This is a genomic window from Pseudomonas poae RE*1-1-14 (genome assembly GCF_000336465.1).
In the GTDB taxonomy this organism is placed as follows: Bacteria; Pseudomonadota; Gammaproteobacteria; order Pseudomonadales; family Pseudomonadaceae; genus Aquipseudomonas; species Aquipseudomonas poae.
The window spans coordinates 1823966-1839723 of sequence record NC_020209.1; the positions used below are offsets into that span (position 1 = coordinate 1823966).

Consider the following 15758-nt stretch of genomic DNA (forward strand, 5'->3'; position numbering starts at 1 on the left):
AGTGGCCTGGGGTGCCAGTGGCACCTCAGGCAGTCAGCGATGCATGCCACTGTGCATAGGGCGTGTTGTCGACCTTGTGCCGGTTGAAGTCCGGCGCACCATCGTCCCACCACACCGGGCCGCGTTCGCCCAACGCGACCTTGGCCTTCTGCACGTTTGCCCTCGCAGCCTTCAACTCACCCGAATCACCCGAGGCCTTGGCGGCCTTCACGTCGCGGCGCGCCACCATCAATTGGTTGACCAGCGCCTGCCTGACGTCGTCAGGCAAGGACGGGTTACTGCACCGCCACAACGTGCCCTTGACCACGAAGTAGCGACCGTCCGGTGTGCCGGGATACGCACTCACGTCAAACCGATGCGCTTACGCATCTGCGCCGTGATGGTTTGCCGGGTCCCAGGCAGATCGGCCCACGGGTCGGCGTCCAGTTCGCCCAGGCGTTCATGCAGATTGCGCACAGTCCATTGGTTGGCGCCCTTGAGGTCTTTCAACTCCTCCTTGAAGATCGGCACTGACACCGGCAGCCCCTCGCGGCTGCGTGCTGCGTAGGCGCAGATGGTGGTGGCGCCCATGCCATTGCGCAGGTAGTCGATGAAAATTTTCCCCACCCGGTTTTTCGGCCCGGAAACCGCCGAAAACCGATCCGGCAGCAGGTTGGCGATGTGCTTGACCACGGCATGGCTGAAGCTTTTGACCGCATCCCAGTCGGCCTTCGGCGTCAGCGGCACGACGATGTGAATACCCTTGCCGCCGCTGGTTTTGAGAAAGGATTTGAGCCCCAGTTCGTCCAGTACCGTCAAGGTCAGCTGGGTAGCCTCGATCATGCTTTTCCAGGGCAGCGCCGGGTCCGGGTCCAGGTCGAGAATGAAGCGATCGGGCTTTTTCAGGTTTTTGGACAGCGCATTCCAGGTGTGCAGCTCGATGCTGTTCATCTGCACCGCGCCCACCAGCGCCTCGATGTTGTTGATCAGCATCACTGGGTGGCCAGTCTCTTCCTTGCCAATGATCTCAATGCCGGGAATCGCCAGGTGTTCTGCGTTTTTCTGAAAAAACAGCTCGCCGCCAATGCCATCCGGCGCACGCACCAAGGCGACAGGTCGATTGAGCAACTGCGGCAGGATCCATTCGCTGATGCTGATGTAATAGTTCGCCAGGTCACGCTTGGTCGCGCCGCTGGCGGGGTCGATCACGCGCTGGGGATGGGTGAGCCTGAGCGTGGTCGAGCCCTTTTTGTCGGGTTCAGTCTGGGTCATCGCCTTGGTCTTCCTGGCGGTTTTGGGTTTGACGGCAGGGGCAGGGCGCTCCTCGGTAATCGATTCGGCGGGTTTATCGTTACGCAGCCCGTGAAACACCGCCTGCCTGACGGCGCCGTCTTGGGTGATTTCGGCGAATGCGACTTCTGCCAGCAGTGCGGGTTTGAGCCAATGCACGCCCTTGGCCTCGAACCCCGTTGGCGGGTTGACCACCGCAGGTTTTTTGACTTCAAGCGGGGTCAATTGCGCAAAGATCGTCGCCAGTGTCGCCAGGGTGAAGCCGGTACCCACCTTGCCCGCGTAGCGCAGCTCACCGCTGTCGTCATCATGCAACCCCAGCAACAGCGCACCGAACTTGCTGCGCGAGCCCTTGGGTTCGGTATAGCCGATGATGACGAATTCCTGACGCCGCTTGCATTTGAGTTTGATCCAGTCGCCGCTGCGCCGTGACTGGTACGCACTGCCCACACGCTTGCCGATCAGACCTTCCATGTGCATGTCGCAGGCGCTGTTGAGCAGTGCCTCGGGCGTTTCGGCGAAGTCTGCCGAGTACTTGAGTACTTCGCTGTCGCTGCGCTCGAGCACCTTGGCCAGGGCGCCCCGGCGTTGCTCCACCGGCACGTCACGCAGGTCCATGCCGTTGAGAAAGGGCAGGTCGAACAGGTAGTAAACGATGTTGCCACTACGCGCCTGCTCGAACGCATTCTGCAAGGCCTGGAAATCCGGCACGCCGTGTTCGTTGGCTACCACCACTTCGCCATCGAGCCAGGCGGAGGTGAGGCCAAGGCTGGCAATCGCCTCGGCCTGGCGCGGCAGCTTATGCGTCCAGTCGTTGCCGTTTCGCGTAAACAATTGCACCTTGCCGTCCTCCACCCGAGCCAGGATACGGTAGCCGTCGAACTTGATTTCATAGCGCCATTCACCCTCCGGCGCAGAATCCACCAACGTGGCCAGCTCAGGCTTGAGGCTTTGCGGCAGCGCGGACGCAACGGCATTCTCCAGCTTCTTCGCGCGCGTGGGCGTGGGCGTGGCGCGCCTGGCGGGGGCCTTGTCGACAGGTTTGGCCTGCGCCGCCCTGGTCTTTTTCGGCACGATGGTGCGCTCGCTCAGCACACTGTGGGGCTCGGCCTTCACCACGTCGTAATCGCTCTCGGCGCGGGCGAACTCGTCCTGATGCTTGATCAGAAACCATTGCTCCTGCTTGCCCGGCATATGCGTCTTGACCAGGTTCCACACGCCCCCGAGCTTTTCGCCCTGCAACTCGAATTTGAGGCGGCCTTTGGCGTAAGCTTGCGCCGGATCCGACAGCGGTTTCCAGAGGCCGCGGTCCCAAACGATAACGTCGCCGGCGCCGTAATGACCTTCGGGTATGCTGCCTTCAAAGGTCGCGTAGTCCAGCGGATGATCTTCGACATGCACGGCCAGGCGCTTGTTTTTCGGGTCCAGCGAGGGCCCCTTGGGCACCGCCCAGCTTTTGAGGGTGCCGTCGAGTTCCAGGCGAAAGTCGTAATGCAGACGGCTGGCGTCGTGCTTTTGAATGCAGAACTGCAGGGCGTTCGGCTCGGTACGTTTCTTGCCCTTGGACGCGCCGCCTGCGGGTTCGGAAGTCGTGTCGAAATCACGTTTGTGGTGGTACTCGTCCAGAGCCTTGTTCGCCTTTGGTGTCTTCTTTGCGCGTGTTTTGCGCGATGAAAGCTCGATCCAGGTGGGCGCATGATCACTGGCGTGCTCCTCGCCGCGCACCCAGGCGTCGACACCGGCGTTTTTGAGATGCGGGGCGAGTACCGGGTTAAGCAGGAGATGGTCGATACGCAGGCCGGAATTCTTCTGCCAGTGTTGCCGGAAATAATCCCAGAACGTGTAGACCCGCTCCTCGGGATACAGGTGACGCACCGAGTCGACCCAACCCTGGTCCAGCAACCGTTGATAACACTCGCGGCTCTGCGGCTGAAGCAGCGCATCCTTGAGCCATGAGCGGGTGCTGTAGATGTCGAAGTCGGTGGGCACCACATTGAAATCTCCCGCCAGCACCACCGGGTGTTCGCTTGCTTGCAGCGTGCGTGCATGTTCGATCAGGTGTTCGAACCACTTGAGCTTGTAGTCGAACTTGGGCCCCGGCTGCGGGTTACCGTTGGGCAGGTACAGGCAACCGACCACCACCCCGTGCACGGCCGCTTCGAGGTAGCGCGACTGCGAATCGTCTTCCGCGCCGGGCAAGCCTTTGTGAATCAACAATGGTTCGGAGTCGCGGGCGAGAATCGCCACGCCATTCCAAGCCGCTTGCCCATGGTGCAGGCAACCGTAGCCGGCCGCCTCAAGCTCGGCAGCCGGGAAGGCTTTGTCCTGTGCCTTGAGCTCCTGCAGGCAGACAATGTCCGGCTGCTCTTTGTCCAGCCACTGCAACAGGTTGGGCAACCGCGCGCCGATGCCGTTGACGTTGAATGTGGCGATCTTGAGGTTCTGCATGGCCTCGATCCTTCAATGTTCTCGGTGCTTTCTTATCCGAGTGTCGAAGAACGGAGCGAGTTCTAAATTTGTTGCCTGGGCACGGCGCCCGTATCCAGTTGAACTGCCAGCGGCTCAGGCTGCCGAAACGCAGACAACCCCAGAGGACACCGCGATGACCGAAGAAAAGAAGAAGCAGCCGGAACAGGAACAGCAAACACCCGCGCATTCAACCGAGCAGGAGCGTGAGCGACTGAAGGACTTCAACAAGGACGGTATTCCGCCGGGGGCCTGCTGACGAGTTTTGACAGCCCCTGCGGACCTTTGCGGGGGCTATCACTGTTTTATTTGAAGGTGGTTATGGCAATACCCTCGGTGATCAACGCCCTTTGCACGGCCGGCCTCTCGATAATGGATTGAATGCGTTGAGTCCAGTGCGGGAAATGCAGACTCATGTCTATATCGATCCACTTTCCCCACATCCAGAAAACCAGCAGCACTGGATGAACAATGTTGTAAGTCGCGCCATCAGCTCGCGCTGCAAGGCGCTGCTCGATAAACCGGTAGTTCTCCATCACATTGCTGCGGCCTTTTTCAATGACCTCAGGGAATAGACGTTCATCGTCGACAAATCGTTGCGGCCGCCACACCTGCCCATACGCAAGGCCGTGCACTGTCCCTGATAACCAGTTCAGCCACTCAAGGCATCGTGCCGACTCACCTGGCGTGTCCGGGATGAATCGCAGCGGTGAAGACTGGCTTGCCAGGTAGAACAAAATGGCGGGCAACTCGGTTAGCACGCCGGCTTGTTCGCCTATGAAGCCGTCCCGGCAGAGCAGAGCGGGCACACGACCTTTCGGGTTGATACTCAAGTATTGCGCAGTTTGTGTGCCGATGCCTTTCACTGCCGAGCGCAACTGCAGCTCGAACGGCACGCCCAGTTCCTCAAGAAGAATATGGGCCGCAAGTGAGCAGGCACCGGGTGAGTAATAAAGAAGGTACATACAGGCCTATTAAACGCTTGTGGGTGGCTTTTATTGATGCGGTCAATACCGTTCAGATTGTAATGAAACGACTCAGCCCCCGGTTGCTCCCCCCTGTGGTGAGCGGGCAAGCCCAATGCCGTTCAGTTAAGCGCAGATTCCCTGTGGCGAGCAGGCTTGTCCTGCGTTGGGCTGCGCAGCAGCCCCAAAACCAGGCCCTGAGCCGTGTCAGGTACACCGCGCTTTCCTTGATTGGGGGCGCTTCGCACCCCAACGCGGGGCAAGCCCGCTCGCCACAGATGTCCGACACCAAAGTCGACATCATCGTCACGTTTCTCGCAATAAACTCTATCAGCCCCACCCATCAAGGCGAGCGGGCGACGGCCGAAACTGAAGCGGCAATGTACGAGCGACACGCAACGCAGCGGTTCAGCACGCAGGTCTGAACGCTACGAACCCGCATGCTGATCCCCCAAAGCAATCGTTAACTGGCAAAATCCCCTCCAACTTGATTGCCTTGGAGACCACCATGCTTCGTGCGTTTGAACGAAGACTCGACCCATTCCCCCCTGACGAAGTCCCCCCGCCACCGGAGGGCCTGGTGCGCTTTTTGTGGGCCTGCACCCGTGGGGCGCGGGGTTATATTCTGGCGTTTGCGCTGCTGAGCGCCGCGGTGTCGATCTACGAAGCCTGGCTGTTTTCCTTCCTGGGTCAGGTCGTTGATCTGCTGTCGACCTGGCAGGCCGGCGGTGATGCGGCCGCGCAGGAAAGCCGCGTGCTGTGGGGCATGAGCATCGTGATGGTGTTGAGTGTCGCCCTGGTGGCGCTGCGCACGATGGTGCAGCACCAGATATTGGCGATCAACCTGCCGTTGCGGCTGCGTTGGGACTTCCATCGCTTGATGTTGCGGCAAAGCCTGTCGTTCTTTTCCGATGAGTTTTCCGGGCGGGTCACCACCAAGGTGATGCAGACGGCGCTGGCGGTGCGCGATGTGCTGTTCACGATGATCGAAATCCTGCCCGGCATCGGCGTGTATTTCATCGCGATCATCGCGCTGGCCGGCGGCTTTGCGCTCAAGCTGATGCTGCCTTTTGTTGCCTGGATCCTGTTGTTCGGCTTGGCCATGCGCTACTTCGTGCCCCGTCTGGGCAAAGTGGGGCAGGAGCAGGCCAACGCGCGCTCGTCGATGACCGGCCGTATTTCCGATGCCTACACCAACATCACCACCGTGAAACTGTTCTCCCATTCCAACCGCGAAGCGCACTTTGCGCGGGCGGCCATGGAAGATTTCAAGCAGACCGGTTTTCGCCAGATGCGCCTGGTCAGCCAGTTCGAAATCGTCAACCAGGCGCTGGTGGTGGCTTTGATCATGGCTGCCGGAGGCTATGCGCTGTGGCTCTGGCACCAGGGCGAAATCGGCGCAGGCGCCGTGGCCGCGATCACCGCCATGGCGTTGCGCATCAATGGCATGTCCCACTGGATCATGTGGCAGATGACCTCGCTGTTCGAGAGCATCGGCACCGTGCAGGACGGCATGGGCACCCTGACTCGCGGCGCCAAGGTGCAGGACGCGCCGGACGCGGGTGAGCTGGTCACCTCCGGCGGCGCCGTCACCTTCGACAACGTGCGTTTCAACTACAACGGCGAACGCCAGGTGCTCGATGGCCTGAGCCTGGACATTCGCCCGGGCGAAAAAATCGGCCTGGTCGGCCGCTCCGGCGCGGGTAAGTCCACGCTGATCAACCTGCTGCTGCGTTTCTATGACGTCGACAGCGGCGAGATCCGGATTGACGGGCAAAACATCGCGCAGGTGACCCAGGACAGCCTGCGCAGCGCCATCGGCATGGTCACCCAGGATACGTCGCTGTTGCACCGCTCCATTCGCGACAACATCGCCTACGGCCGTCCCGATGCGAGCGACGCGCAAATCCGCACGGCAGCCGCCAACGCCCAGGCCGATGAGTTCATCAGCCGCCTGAGTGACCGCCAGGGCCACACCGGCTACGACACCCTGGTGGGCGAGCGCGGCATCAAGTTGTCCGGCGGCCAGCGCCAGCGTGTCGCGATTGCCCGGGTGATGCTCAAGAACGCGCCGATCCTGCTGCTCGATGAGGCCACCAGCGCGCTGGACTCCGAAGTCGAAGTGGCGATCCAGGAAAGCCTCGACGAGATGATGCAGGGCAAGACTGTGATCGCCATCGCCCATCGGCTGTCGACGATTGCCGCCATGGATCGACTGATCGTCATGGATGACGGCCGCATTCTGGAGCAGGGCACCCACACCGAACTGCTCGCGAAAAACGGCATCTATGCGCGGCTGTGGCACCACCAGAGTGGCGGGTTTCTGGGTGAGGATCGCGGCGTGGCGCAGGTGATGGACTAAAGCCGGGAAGGGCAAACCGACTCGCCGCGGGCGAGTCGGGATCACGCAATCGCGGGCACTTGAACGCTCTCAGTAAACCTGTGGAATGACGATGTCCGGCGGCGTGGGGCTGCGCAGGTAATCCTCCTGCCTGACACGCTCGGGCAGCTCGATCATCGGCACCTCGACTTCTTCGTAGGGCATTTGCTTGAGCAAATGATGGATGCAATTGAGCCTGGCTTTCTTCTTGTTGTCCGCCTGTACCACCCACCAGGGCGCTTCAGGGATATGGGTGCGTTCCAGCATGATTTCCTTCGCCTTGGTATAGGCCTCCCAGCGGCGGCGCGACTCCAGGTCCATGGGGCTCAGTTTCCATTGTTTGAGCGGATCGTGAATGCGGCTGAGAAAGCGCAGGTGCTGTTCCTGATCTGAAATCGAAAACCAGTATTTGATCAACTGGATACCGGAGCGCGCGAGCATGCGTTCGAACTCCGGCACAGTGCGAAAGAACTCTTCGTACTGCGCCTCGTTGCAAAACCCCATCACCTGTTCGACGCCGGCGCGGTTGTACCAGCTGCGGTCGAACAGCACGATTTCGCCCGCCGCCGGCAGGTGTGACACATAGCGCTGGAAGTACCACTGCGTGCGTTCGCGATCATTCGGCGCGGGCAGGGCGGCGACCCGGCACACCCTGGGGTTGAGCCGCTGAGTGATGCGCTTGATGACGCCGCCCTTGCCGGCGGCGTCGCGGCCTTCGAACAGGATCACCACCTTGGCCCCGGTCTTGACTACCCAGCTTTGCAGCTTCACCAGTTCGCCCTGCAGGCGGAACAGTTCGCTGAAATAAACCCTGCGCTCGGTTTTCTCGGGGCTTTCCTCAATGTGTTCATCCAGCAGTGCATTGAGGTCATGGCCGTCTTCGGTCAATTCCAGTTCCAGCTCTTCGTCACTGTGATCGAGCAGTTCACGGCGGATGCGCTGGATCAGGGCGTCGTCTGTTGCAGGCATGGGGGACACTCGCGTGGTGAGGATGATCGAGTGTTAGTCGCATCTTGTTACGAAGTAATGACATGAAAATAAGCGTTTGACGCCGTAAAACGGGACAAAACCGCGCCTGCCATTCATTTTTCATAAAAACGTAACAAAGCTGCTGCAAAGTCCCGGGAGCCCGAAAAACAACACGGAGTTCCTTGAATGAAAAGCTTGATGAAGTCAGCTGCACTCGCCGTCGCGGTCTCGCTAAGTGCCACTTCGGTGTTTGCTGCCGAAAGCATCCGCCTGACCGGTTCCGGCGCCAGTTTCCCGGCCCCGATCTACCTCACCTGGTTCAAGGATTTCAGCAAGAAAAGCGCTGGCGTGACGGTGGACTACCAGTCCAAGGGGAGCGGGGCGGGCGTACAGGACTTCCTCAACAAGACCGTGGACTTCGCCGCCAGTGACTCGGCCATGAAAGACGAAGACATCGCCAAGGTCGCCGAAGGGGTGCAATTGCTGCCGATGACCGCCGGCGAAATCGTGCTGGCCTACAACCTGCCGGGCAACCCCAAAGGGCTGAAGCTGCCGCGCGATGTGTACTCCGACATCTTCCTGGGCAAGATCACCAAGTGGAACGACCCCAAGATCGTTGCCGCCAACCCGGACCTGAAACTCAGCGATACGCCGATCACCGTGGTGGTGCGTGCGGACTCCAGCGGCACCACCGCCGTGTTCACCAAGCACCTGGCGGCCATTAACCCTGCGTTCAAGGACGCGCTGGGTGAAGGCAACACCGTCAACTGGCCGGCCACCGACAAGTTCATCAAGTCGCCCAAGAACGATGGCGTGACCGCCACCGTACGCCAGACCCCGGGTGCGATTGGCTACATCGAATACGGCTTCGCCAAACTGGCCAAGGTTGACTTCGCCCAGTTGCAGAACAAGGCCGGCCAGTACGTGGTGCCGAATGCCGAAAGCGGTGCAGAAGCCCTGGCGGCGGTAAAAATGCCGGAAAGCCTGGTGGCCTGGCTGCCGGACCCGGATGGCGCCAAGTCCTACCCGATCACTTCCTACACCTGGATGATCTTCCGCAAGGACAACGGCAACCCGGCCAAGGCCAAGGCCATGCGTGAAATGGTCGAGTACAGCCTCACCGAAGGTCAGAAAATCGCTGACTCGATGGGCTACATCCCGCTGCCGGCTTCGGTGGTCGAACAGGTTCGCAAAGCGTCGGCCAACATCCAGTAAGGCTTGCCAGCTCACTCCCGGCGCAGGCGCTCAGCCACGCCGGGAGCGCGTCCTCCCTGTTGCGGAATCAACCCATGAACTCACCTTTTGTCGTACCGGTTAACCCGGACTCTGCGTGTCAGCCACCGTCCACCAAGGATTTCGTGGTTGACCGCACCTTCCGTGCGCTTGCACGCATCGGCGTAGTGCTGGTGCTGGCGCTGGTGTTCGCGCTGGTGTTCGAAGTAGGGCGCAAGGCGCTCCCCGGCATGGAAAAGCACGGTTTTGACGTGCTGCTGGGCAGCGTCTGGGATGTCAATCAGGGCAAATACGGCATTCTGCCAGCGATCTGGGGCACGCTGTACAGCGCCTTCATCGCGTTACTGATCGCCGGCGTTTTCGGCGTCAGCATGGCCATTTTTCTTACCCAGGATTTCCTCCCGGCCAAGCTGGCTGCGGTGTTTCGTACCATCGTCGAACTGCTCGCCGCCATTCCCAGCGTGGTGTATGGCCTGTGGGGAATCTACGTGGTCATCCCCGCCATCCGGCCGCTGACTGCATGGCTGAACACGGAGCTTGGCTGGATTCCTTTTTTTGGCACGTCCTTGAGCGGCCCGGGCCTGCTCCCGGCCGCGCTGGTACTGGCCATCATGATCCTGCCGACCATTGCCGCCGTGTCCCAGGACGCGCTCACCGCCGTGCCGATGAAAACCAAGCAGGCGGCCTATGGCATGGGCACCACGCACTGGGAAGCGATTCTCAAGGTGATGGTGCCGTCGGCGGCCACCGGTATTTTCGGCTCCCTGGTGCTGGGTCTCGGTCGCGCCCTGGGTGAAACCATGGCGCTGGCGATGCTGGTGGGTAACGCGAACAACATTTCCCTGTCGCTGTTCGCCCCGGCCAATACCCTGGCGGCCTTGCTGGCGCTGAACTTTCCTGAAGCCGGGCCGAACGAGATCGAGGTGTTGATGTATGCAGCACTGGTGCTGATGTTCATCACGCTGCTGGTCAACGTGGCAGGCTCGATGCTCATGCTTTATGCCCAGCGGGGGACCAAGCAATGACCAACCTCACTCTGCCCGACGCCGCGCTGCCCAGCCTGCAACGCCGCTTCGAAGGCCGCGCCCTGCGCAGCCTGGTGTTGACCACGCTGGTCTGGCTGGGCGCGCTGCTGGCCAGCGTGCCGCTGATTTCCGTGCTGTATATGCTGATCACCCGGGGCGGCGCGCGCCTGAGCCTTGAACTCTTCACCGAGCTGCCACCCACCGGTTTCGAGACCGGCGGCGGTTTCGGCAACGCCATGGCCGGCACCCTGGTGATGGTCGGTATCGCGGCGGCCATCGCCGTGCCGGTCGGCATCCTTGCGGCGGTATTCCTTGCCGAGCTGGGGCCAGACAGCAAGCTGGCGAGCGCGGCGCGCTTTGCCGCAAAAATGCTCACCGGCCTGCCGTCGATCCTGGCCGGGGTGTTTGCCTACGCGTTGGTGGTGATGACCACCGGCACCTACTCGGCCCCGGCCGGTGGCGTGGCGCTGGCGGTGCTGATGCTGCCGATCGTGGTACTCACGGCCGAAGAGTCGATGAGAATGGTGCCCAAGATCATGAAGGACGCCGCGTACGGCATGGGCTGCACCCGTTCCCAGGTGATCTGGAAAATCGTCTTGCCCACCGGCATGCCGGCGATCCTTACCGGCGTGATGCTGGCCGTGGCGCGCGCGGCGGGCGAAACCGCGCCGCTGCTGTTTACCGCGCTGTTCAGCAACTACTGGATCTACCACGACGGCAACCTGGCCGTCATGAACCCGACAGCCTCGTTGGCCGTGCTGATCTACAACTTCTCCGGCATGCCCTTTGACAACCAGCTCGAACTCGCCTGGGCGGCCTCGCTGGTGCTGGTGATGATCGTGCTGGTTGTGAATGTCGTGAGCCGTATTTTCGGCAAACCCAAGTACTAAGAGCGGGAGCATCTGAATTTTGAACGTATCAACTGCGCAAATTGCTGCTCCGTTTGTGACCGACTCGCCTGTGGTCATGGACTGCAAGCTGGACAAGATTTTCTACGGCAACTTCATGGCCGTGCGTGACAGCCATGTGCCGATCGAAAAAAACAAGATCACCGGCTTCATCGGGCCGTCGGGCTGTGGCAAAAGCACCGTGCTGCGCAGCCTCAACCGCATGAATGACCTGGTCAAGGGCTTCCGTTTCGAGGGCCATGTGCATTTTCTTGGCCAGGACGTGTACGGCAAGGGCGTCGACCCGGTGGTGGTGCGTCGTTACATCGGCATGGTGTTCCAGCAGCCGAACCCGTTCTCGATGAGCATCTTCGACAACGTGGCCTTTGGCCTGCGTTTGAACCGCTACAAGGGCGACCTGGGCGACCGTGTGAAACACGCACTGCAGGGCGCGGCGCTGTGGGACGAGGTCAAGGACAAGCTCAAGGTCAGCGGCCTGTCGCTCTCCGGCGGCCAGCAGCAACGGCTGTGCATCGCGCGCGCCATCGCCACCGAACCTGAAGTGCTGCTCCTGGACGAGCCGTGCTCGGCGCTCGACCCGATTGCCACGCGCCGTGTCGAAGAGTTGATGGTGGAATTGAAGAAGGACTACACCATCGCGCTGGTCACCCACAACATGCAGCAGGCAATACGCGTGGCGGATACCACCGCGTTTTTCTCGGTGGATATTTCCCAGGGCACACGCACCGGCTATCTGGTGGAGATGGGCGCCACCGCGCAGATCTTCGGCAAACCCCGCGAGCAAATGACCGAAGACTACATCAGCGGCAAGTTCAGCTGAGCATCACCGCCCCATCAACACCGCATACCTGCAAACGCCAAAGGGAATTGGCGGGCATCCGGTAGATTTTCTTACCTCGCGTTTTCAAGGAGTTTCAATGTTTGCAACGCATCGCCTGGACCTGCCGGCCATTGAGCGCGCACTGCGTGAAGTGCAGGATCGCTTCGCCGAACTGAGCCGGCACTTCACCGAGCCGCGCGATCCGCTGACCGACGAAGTGCTGCACAATGTGCTTGAAGGCTATGCGTTGATTGACGACTATGTCGCACGCGGCGTTGACCTGTTCGATCTGCATCAACTGAACCTGATGCTGGAGATCAACGCCGTGGTGCTGTGCGGCAAGGACCCGGCGCGCCGGCTGGAATACGCGCAGCACCTGGCGGCCACCGAGGAACACTTCTTCAACAACGTTGAAGGCGGGATCAAGGACCTGTTCAACTGGTATTGTGCGTATCGCAGCGAATCGGTGTGGAAGCGCGCGGCCGGTGTCTATGTACGCATTCTCAGCAAGCCGCAGCTATTCATTGAAGGCAACAACCGCAGCGGTTCGCTGATTGTCAGCTATTTGCTCATGCGCGCAGGTTTACCGCCCTTCGTGCTGACGCTGGAGAACGCCGAGGGCTATTTCAACCCGTCCTCGGTGATCCGCAACTCTGCAAAACATGGAGTCAAGGCGTTGTACGAATTGCCCAAGATCAAGAAAAAATACGCGGCCTTTCTGGAACATCAGGCACCCGACCCAGGCAAGTTTTTCCTGGGCGACCGCCCCCGGCCGCTGCATCAGGGAGGCCATTGATGCGCGCCTTTCCACGCATGCGTATTTCCTTCGATATTGACGACACCCTGGCCTGCCAGGCACATCACTGCGCGGTGGAAAGCAGTCGGCTGCCGGCCTGCGTGCATCGCTGGCTGGGCGAGCCGCTGCGCGTGGGCACACGCGCGCTGATCCGCGAGTTGCGTCGCCAGGGCTGCAGCGTGTGGGTCTACACATCGTCCGGCCGCACGCCGTCCTACATCCGCCGCTGGCTGTTGCTGTATGGCATCCATGTCGACGGTGTGGTTAACAGTGTGCTGCACAACCGCGCCCTGACGGTGCATGGGCTGTCGAATGCCCCGTCGAAGTACCCGCCGGCCTTCGACATTGACCTGCACGTCGATGATTCCGAGGGGGTGCGGATTGAAGGTGAGGATCACGGCTTCCGCGTGGTGGTGGTTGACCCGCAGGATGCACGCTGGACACACAAGGTCTTGCATGCCGCTGCCCTGGTGCAGGGGCAGCTCGTCTGGCAGCAGCTGATCAGACGCCCGCAGGCAGCCCGCCAGCGCATCCGCTCACTTGTATAAAATCGCCTGATGAATGTCCTGCAGCGCCATGATGCGCTGGGCGGCATTGAGCTTGATCGCCTCCTTGGGCATGCCGAACACCACGCAGCTGGCCTCGTCCTGAGCCACCGTGGCGGCACCGGCGTCGAGCATTTCCTTGAGGCCGCGCGCGCCGTCATCGCCCATGCCGGTCATGATGATGCCGGTGGCGTTCTTGCCGGCAAACCGCGCCACGGAGCGAAACAGCACATCCACTGACGGGCGATGGCGGTTGACCAGTGGGCCTTCGATCACCTGCGCGTGATAGTAGGCACCGCTGCGGGTCACCATCAGGTGCTTGCCACCGGGGGCGATCAGCGCCAGGCCCGGCAGAATGCGGTCATTGTTGCGCGCCTCGCGCACTTCGATCTGGCACACACTGTTCAGGCGTTCGGCAAAGGACGCGGTGAATTTTTCCGGCATGTGTTGCACGATCACCATCCCCGGGCACACCCTCGGCAACGCCGTCAGCACAGCCTCCAGCGCCTGGGTGCCGCCGGTTGAGGTGCCGATGGCGACGATGCGTTCGGTGGTCTGGGCCATGGCATGGCCGTTGGCGGCGGGCAAAATCGCGTCGGCGCTGAGCTTGCCGGCAGGAGCGGGCGCGGGGGGCGGCCTGACGGCGCGTTTGCCGAGGTTCTTGACGTTGGAGTTGGCCGCGGCGCGGATCGCCGCCACCAGTTCGGCCGCCGAGTCGATCAGGAAGTTCTTCAGCCCGGTGGTGGGCTTGGTGATGATTTCCACGGCGCCGGCCGACAGCGCCTGCAGCGAGGTTTCTGCGCCTTTCTGGGTCAGCGAGGAGCAGATCACCACCGGCGTCGGGCGCTCGCTCATGATTTTGCGCAGAAACGTGATGCCGTCCATGCGCGGCATCTCCACATCCAGCACGATTACGTCGGGCCATTCGCGGGCGAGCTTGTCCATGGCGAAAATCGGGTCGGACGCCGCACCCATCACATGAATGTCCGGCGTGTCGTTGAGGATCGCCAGCAGCACCTGGCGCACCACGGCCGAATCATCGACCAGCAGCACGCTGATTTTTTTAATAGGCATTTATTGGAGTGTTCCCATTGGTTGATGCCGGACCCAGACGTTGCCGTTCCACAGGTCGAACACAATCGTGCGATAGCCGGTGCTGCCCATGTCCTGCGCGGTCAGGTGCAGATGATGACGCTCGGTCAGGGCCAGCGCCGCGCGGATATTCAGGCTCGCCACGTCCTGGGCCGGCAGGCGGCGCGGCTGTTCGGGGAACATCTCGCCACCGCCGAACAGTTTGACCTGATAGTCATGCGCCCGCGTGCCGTTGGCGTGGGCGTGACGCAGCAGCAGCTCAAGTGCTTCATCGCCGTATTTGCCATCCAGCGGCTGGCCCTTGCGCAAGCGTGCCGGCAACATGAAATGGCACATGCCGCCGATGCGCCGTTGCGGGTGCCAGAAGGTGAATGCCACGCAGGAGCCGAGCAGGGTGCGCAGGCGCGTGGGCCGCGTCGCAAAGCTCACCTGGCCTGGCGCCAATACCACTTCGTGGGCATCGATGGGCTTTTTCATGGCTTGCGGTAAATCGACGGGGCCACCAGTTTCAACGTGTCATTGACGCCGTTGAGGCTTTCCGAGTGGCTGATGATGAAATGACCGCCGGGCCTGAGCAGCGGCAGCAGGCGTGCGACCACCTGGCTCTTGGTCTGCTGATCGAAATAGATCATCACGTTGCGCAGGAAGATCACGTCAAACTCACCCAGGCCGGGCAGCGGCTCGTTGAGGTTGACCTGCACGAAATTGACCCGGCTGCGCAGGCTCTTGTCGATCAGGAACGTGCCCTCCTGGCGTCCGATGCCCTTGAGGCAGTATTTGCTCAACAGCGGCTGGGGCAGGGTGCCGGCGCGCTCCATGGCGTAATGCCCGCTGCGTGCCTTGGCCAGCACCTGGGTGCTGATGTCCGAGCCGATCACTTCCCACGGGGTAGTGCCCAGGCCTTCGGCCAGGGTCATCGCCAGGCTGTAGGGTTCTTCGCCGGAGGAACTGGCCGCGCTCCACACGCGAAACAGCTTGCCCGGCGGCGCCTTGGGCAGCACCTGCTGACGCAGGAAGTCGAAATGCTTGGGCTCGCGAAAAAAATAGGTTTCGTTGGTGGTCAGCAAATCCAGCGCGACCTGCAGTTCGCCCTTGCGCTGGTCGCTCATGATCAGCTTGAAGTACTCCCCATAGCTCTCCAACTCGTAGTGTTTGAGGCGTTTGAACAGGCGTCCGGCCACCAGCGCCTTTTTTGCCGGCGACAGGTTGATGCCGGCCGCGCGGTACAGCCAGGACTGGAACTGACCGAACTCGCGGTCATCAAGTGATGAAGTATCTGCCATGACCGGG

Annotated in this window: 15 protein-coding genes; 8 read left to right on the forward strand and 7 right to left on the reverse strand. The window is 61.3% G+C overall.

The annotated features are described in order from the left end of the window. Positions 1–25: 25 nt before the first annotated feature. Both H045_RS08175 and ligD read right to left on the reverse strand, forming a co-directional pair. Positions 26–346, reverse strand: coding sequence for a hypothetical protein (locus tag H045_RS08175; protein ID WP_015372007.1), 321 nt, complete (start codon positions 344–346; stop codon positions 26–28). After that, positions 343–3717 (reverse strand): DNA ligase D, encoded by a 3375-nt coding sequence (ligD, locus tag H045_RS08180; protein ID WP_015372008.1) that lies wholly within the window; start codon positions 3715–3717, stop codon positions 343–345. The genes H045_RS08175 and ligD overlap by 4 nt, the downstream gene beginning before the upstream one ends. A gap of 154 nt (positions 3718–3871) precedes the next feature. Between ligD and H045_RS25620 the strand changes: the two genes are divergently transcribed. Then, complete coding sequence (locus tag H045_RS25620; RefSeq protein ID WP_003230191.1) at positions 3872–3994, forward strand: hypothetical protein; 123 nt, start codon at positions 3872–3874, stop codon at positions 3992–3994. A gap of 46 nt (positions 3995–4040) precedes the next feature. Here H045_RS25620 and H045_RS08185 read toward each other — a convergent pair whose 3' ends face one another. Next, a complete protein-coding gene (locus H045_RS08185; RefSeq protein ID WP_041931465.1) occupies positions 4041–4700 on the reverse strand; it encodes a glutathione S-transferase family protein in 660 nt (219 codons plus the stop codon). A 508-nt stretch (positions 4701–5208) separates the two neighbouring features. Between H045_RS08185 and H045_RS08195 the strand changes: the two genes are divergently transcribed. After that, positions 5209–7062: an ABC transporter ATP-binding protein gene (locus tag H045_RS08195; RefSeq protein WP_041931466.1), complete on the forward strand. Its 1854-nt coding sequence runs from the start codon at positions 5209–5211 to the stop codon at positions 7060–7062. Between the two features lie 69 nt (positions 7063–7131). Here H045_RS08195 and ppk2 read toward each other — a convergent pair whose 3' ends face one another. Beyond that, positions 7132–8049: a polyphosphate kinase 2 gene (ppk2, locus tag H045_RS08200; RefSeq protein WP_003230195.1), complete on the reverse strand. Its 918-nt coding sequence runs from the start codon at positions 8047–8049 to the stop codon at positions 7132–7134. 186 nt (positions 8050–8235) lie between these two features. Here ppk2 and pstS point away from each other — a divergent pair, with 186 nt between their 5' ends. From pstS to H045_RS08230, 6 genes are all read left to right on the forward strand, one after another. Next, positions 8236–9264, forward strand: a complete 1029-nt coding sequence (gene pstS / locus H045_RS08205) for a phosphate ABC transporter substrate-binding protein PstS (RefSeq protein ID WP_003230196.1) — start codon at positions 8236–8238, stop codon at positions 9262–9264. 74 nt (positions 9265–9338) lie between these two features. Further along, positions 9339–10307: a phosphate ABC transporter permease subunit PstC gene (pstC, locus tag H045_RS08210; protein ID WP_003230197.1), complete on the forward strand. Its 969-nt coding sequence runs from the start codon at positions 9339–9341 to the stop codon at positions 10305–10307. Next, a complete protein-coding gene (gene pstA / locus H045_RS08215) occupies positions 10304–11197 on the forward strand; it encodes a phosphate ABC transporter permease PstA (RefSeq protein ID WP_003230198.1) in 894 nt (297 codons plus the stop codon). The genes pstC and pstA overlap by 4 nt, the downstream gene beginning before the upstream one ends. Positions 11198–11273: 76 nt before the next feature. Then, the gene (pstB, locus tag H045_RS08220) at positions 11274–12035 is read left to right on the forward strand and encodes a phosphate ABC transporter ATP-binding protein PstB (protein WP_049818560.1); all 762 of its coding nucleotides are present in this window, start codon (positions 11274–11276) and stop codon (positions 12033–12035) included. A 97-nt stretch (positions 12036–12132) separates the two neighbouring features. Then, the gene (locus tag H045_RS08225) at positions 12133–12831 is read left to right on the forward strand and encodes a hypothetical protein (RefSeq protein ID WP_003230201.1); all 699 of its coding nucleotides are present in this window, start codon (positions 12133–12135) and stop codon (positions 12829–12831) included. Then, a complete protein-coding gene (locus tag H045_RS08230) occupies positions 12831–13379 on the forward strand; it encodes a hypothetical protein (protein ID WP_003230202.1) in 549 nt (182 codons plus the stop codon). Before H045_RS08225 ends, H045_RS08230 begins: the two co-directional genes overlap by 1 nt. Here H045_RS08230 and H045_RS08235 read toward each other — a convergent pair. The 3 genes from H045_RS08235 to H045_RS08245 are packed head-to-tail and all read right to left on the reverse strand — an operon-like array spanning position 13368 to position 15751. Further along, positions 13368–14450: a protein-glutamate methylesterase/protein-glutamine glutaminase gene (locus H045_RS08235; RefSeq protein WP_015372012.1), complete on the reverse strand. Its 1083-nt coding sequence runs from the start codon at positions 14448–14450 to the stop codon at positions 13368–13370. The genes H045_RS08230 and H045_RS08235 overlap by 12 nt on opposite strands. Next, on the reverse strand, positions 14451–14945 hold the full coding sequence (gene cheD, locus H045_RS08240) for a chemoreceptor glutamine deamidase CheD (protein ID WP_015372013.1): 495 nt from the start codon (positions 14943–14945) through the stop codon (positions 14451–14453). After that, the gene (locus H045_RS08245; protein WP_003230208.1) at positions 14942–15751 is read right to left on the reverse strand and encodes a CheR family methyltransferase; all 810 of its coding nucleotides are present in this window, start codon (positions 15749–15751) and stop codon (positions 14942–14944) included. The genes cheD and H045_RS08245 overlap by 4 nt, the downstream gene beginning before the upstream one ends. Positions 15752–15758: the final 7 nt, after the last annotated feature.

Excerpts from the sequence above, each read along its gene's own strand:
- H045_RS08235 (WP_015372012.1), bottom strand. The coding sequence starts at position 14,450 with ATGCCTATTAAAAAAATCAGCGTGCTGCTGGTCGATGATTCGGCCGTG.
- pstB (WP_049818560.1), top strand. The coding sequence starts at position 11,274 with ATGGACTGCAAGCTGGACAAGATTTTCTACGGCAACTTCATGGCCGTG.
- H045_RS08185 (WP_041931465.1), bottom strand. The coding sequence starts at position 4,700 with ATGTACCTTCTTTATTACTCACCCGGTGCCTGCTCACTTGCGGCCCAT.
- H045_RS08230 (WP_003230202.1), top strand. The coding sequence starts at position 12,831 with ATGCGCGCCTTTCCACGCATGCGTATTTCCTTCGATATTGACGACACC.
- H045_RS08225 (WP_003230201.1), top strand. The coding sequence starts at position 12,133 with ATGTTTGCAACGCATCGCCTGGACCTGCCGGCCATTGAGCGCGCACTG.
- H045_RS08195 (WP_041931466.1), top strand. The coding sequence starts at position 5,209 with ATGCTTCGTGCGTTTGAACGAAGACTCGACCCATTCCCCCCTGACGAA.
- ligD (WP_015372008.1), bottom strand. The coding sequence starts at position 3,717 with ATGCAGAACCTCAAGATCGCCACATTCAACGTCAACGGCATCGGCGCG.
- pstA (WP_003230198.1), top strand. The coding sequence starts at position 10,304 with ATGACCAACCTCACTCTGCCCGACGCCGCGCTGCCCAGCCTGCAACGC.
- H045_RS08245 (WP_003230208.1), bottom strand. The coding sequence starts at position 15,751 with ATGGCAGATACTTCATCACTTGATGACCGCGAGTTCGGTCAGTTCCAG.
- H045_RS25620 (WP_003230191.1), top strand. The coding sequence starts at position 3,872 with ATGACCGAAGAAAAGAAGAAGCAGCCGGAACAGGAACAGCAAACACCC.
- cheD (WP_015372013.1), bottom strand. The coding sequence starts at position 14,945 with ATGAAAAAGCCCATCGATGCCCACGAAGTGGTATTGGCGCCAGGCCAG.
- pstS (WP_003230196.1), top strand. The coding sequence starts at position 8,236 with ATGAAAAGCTTGATGAAGTCAGCTGCACTCGCCGTCGCGGTCTCGCTA.
- ppk2 (WP_003230195.1), bottom strand. The coding sequence starts at position 8,049 with ATGCCTGCAACAGACGACGCCCTGATCCAGCGCATCCGCCGTGAACTG.
- pstC (WP_003230197.1), top strand. The coding sequence starts at position 9,339 with ATGAACTCACCTTTTGTCGTACCGGTTAACCCGGACTCTGCGTGTCAG.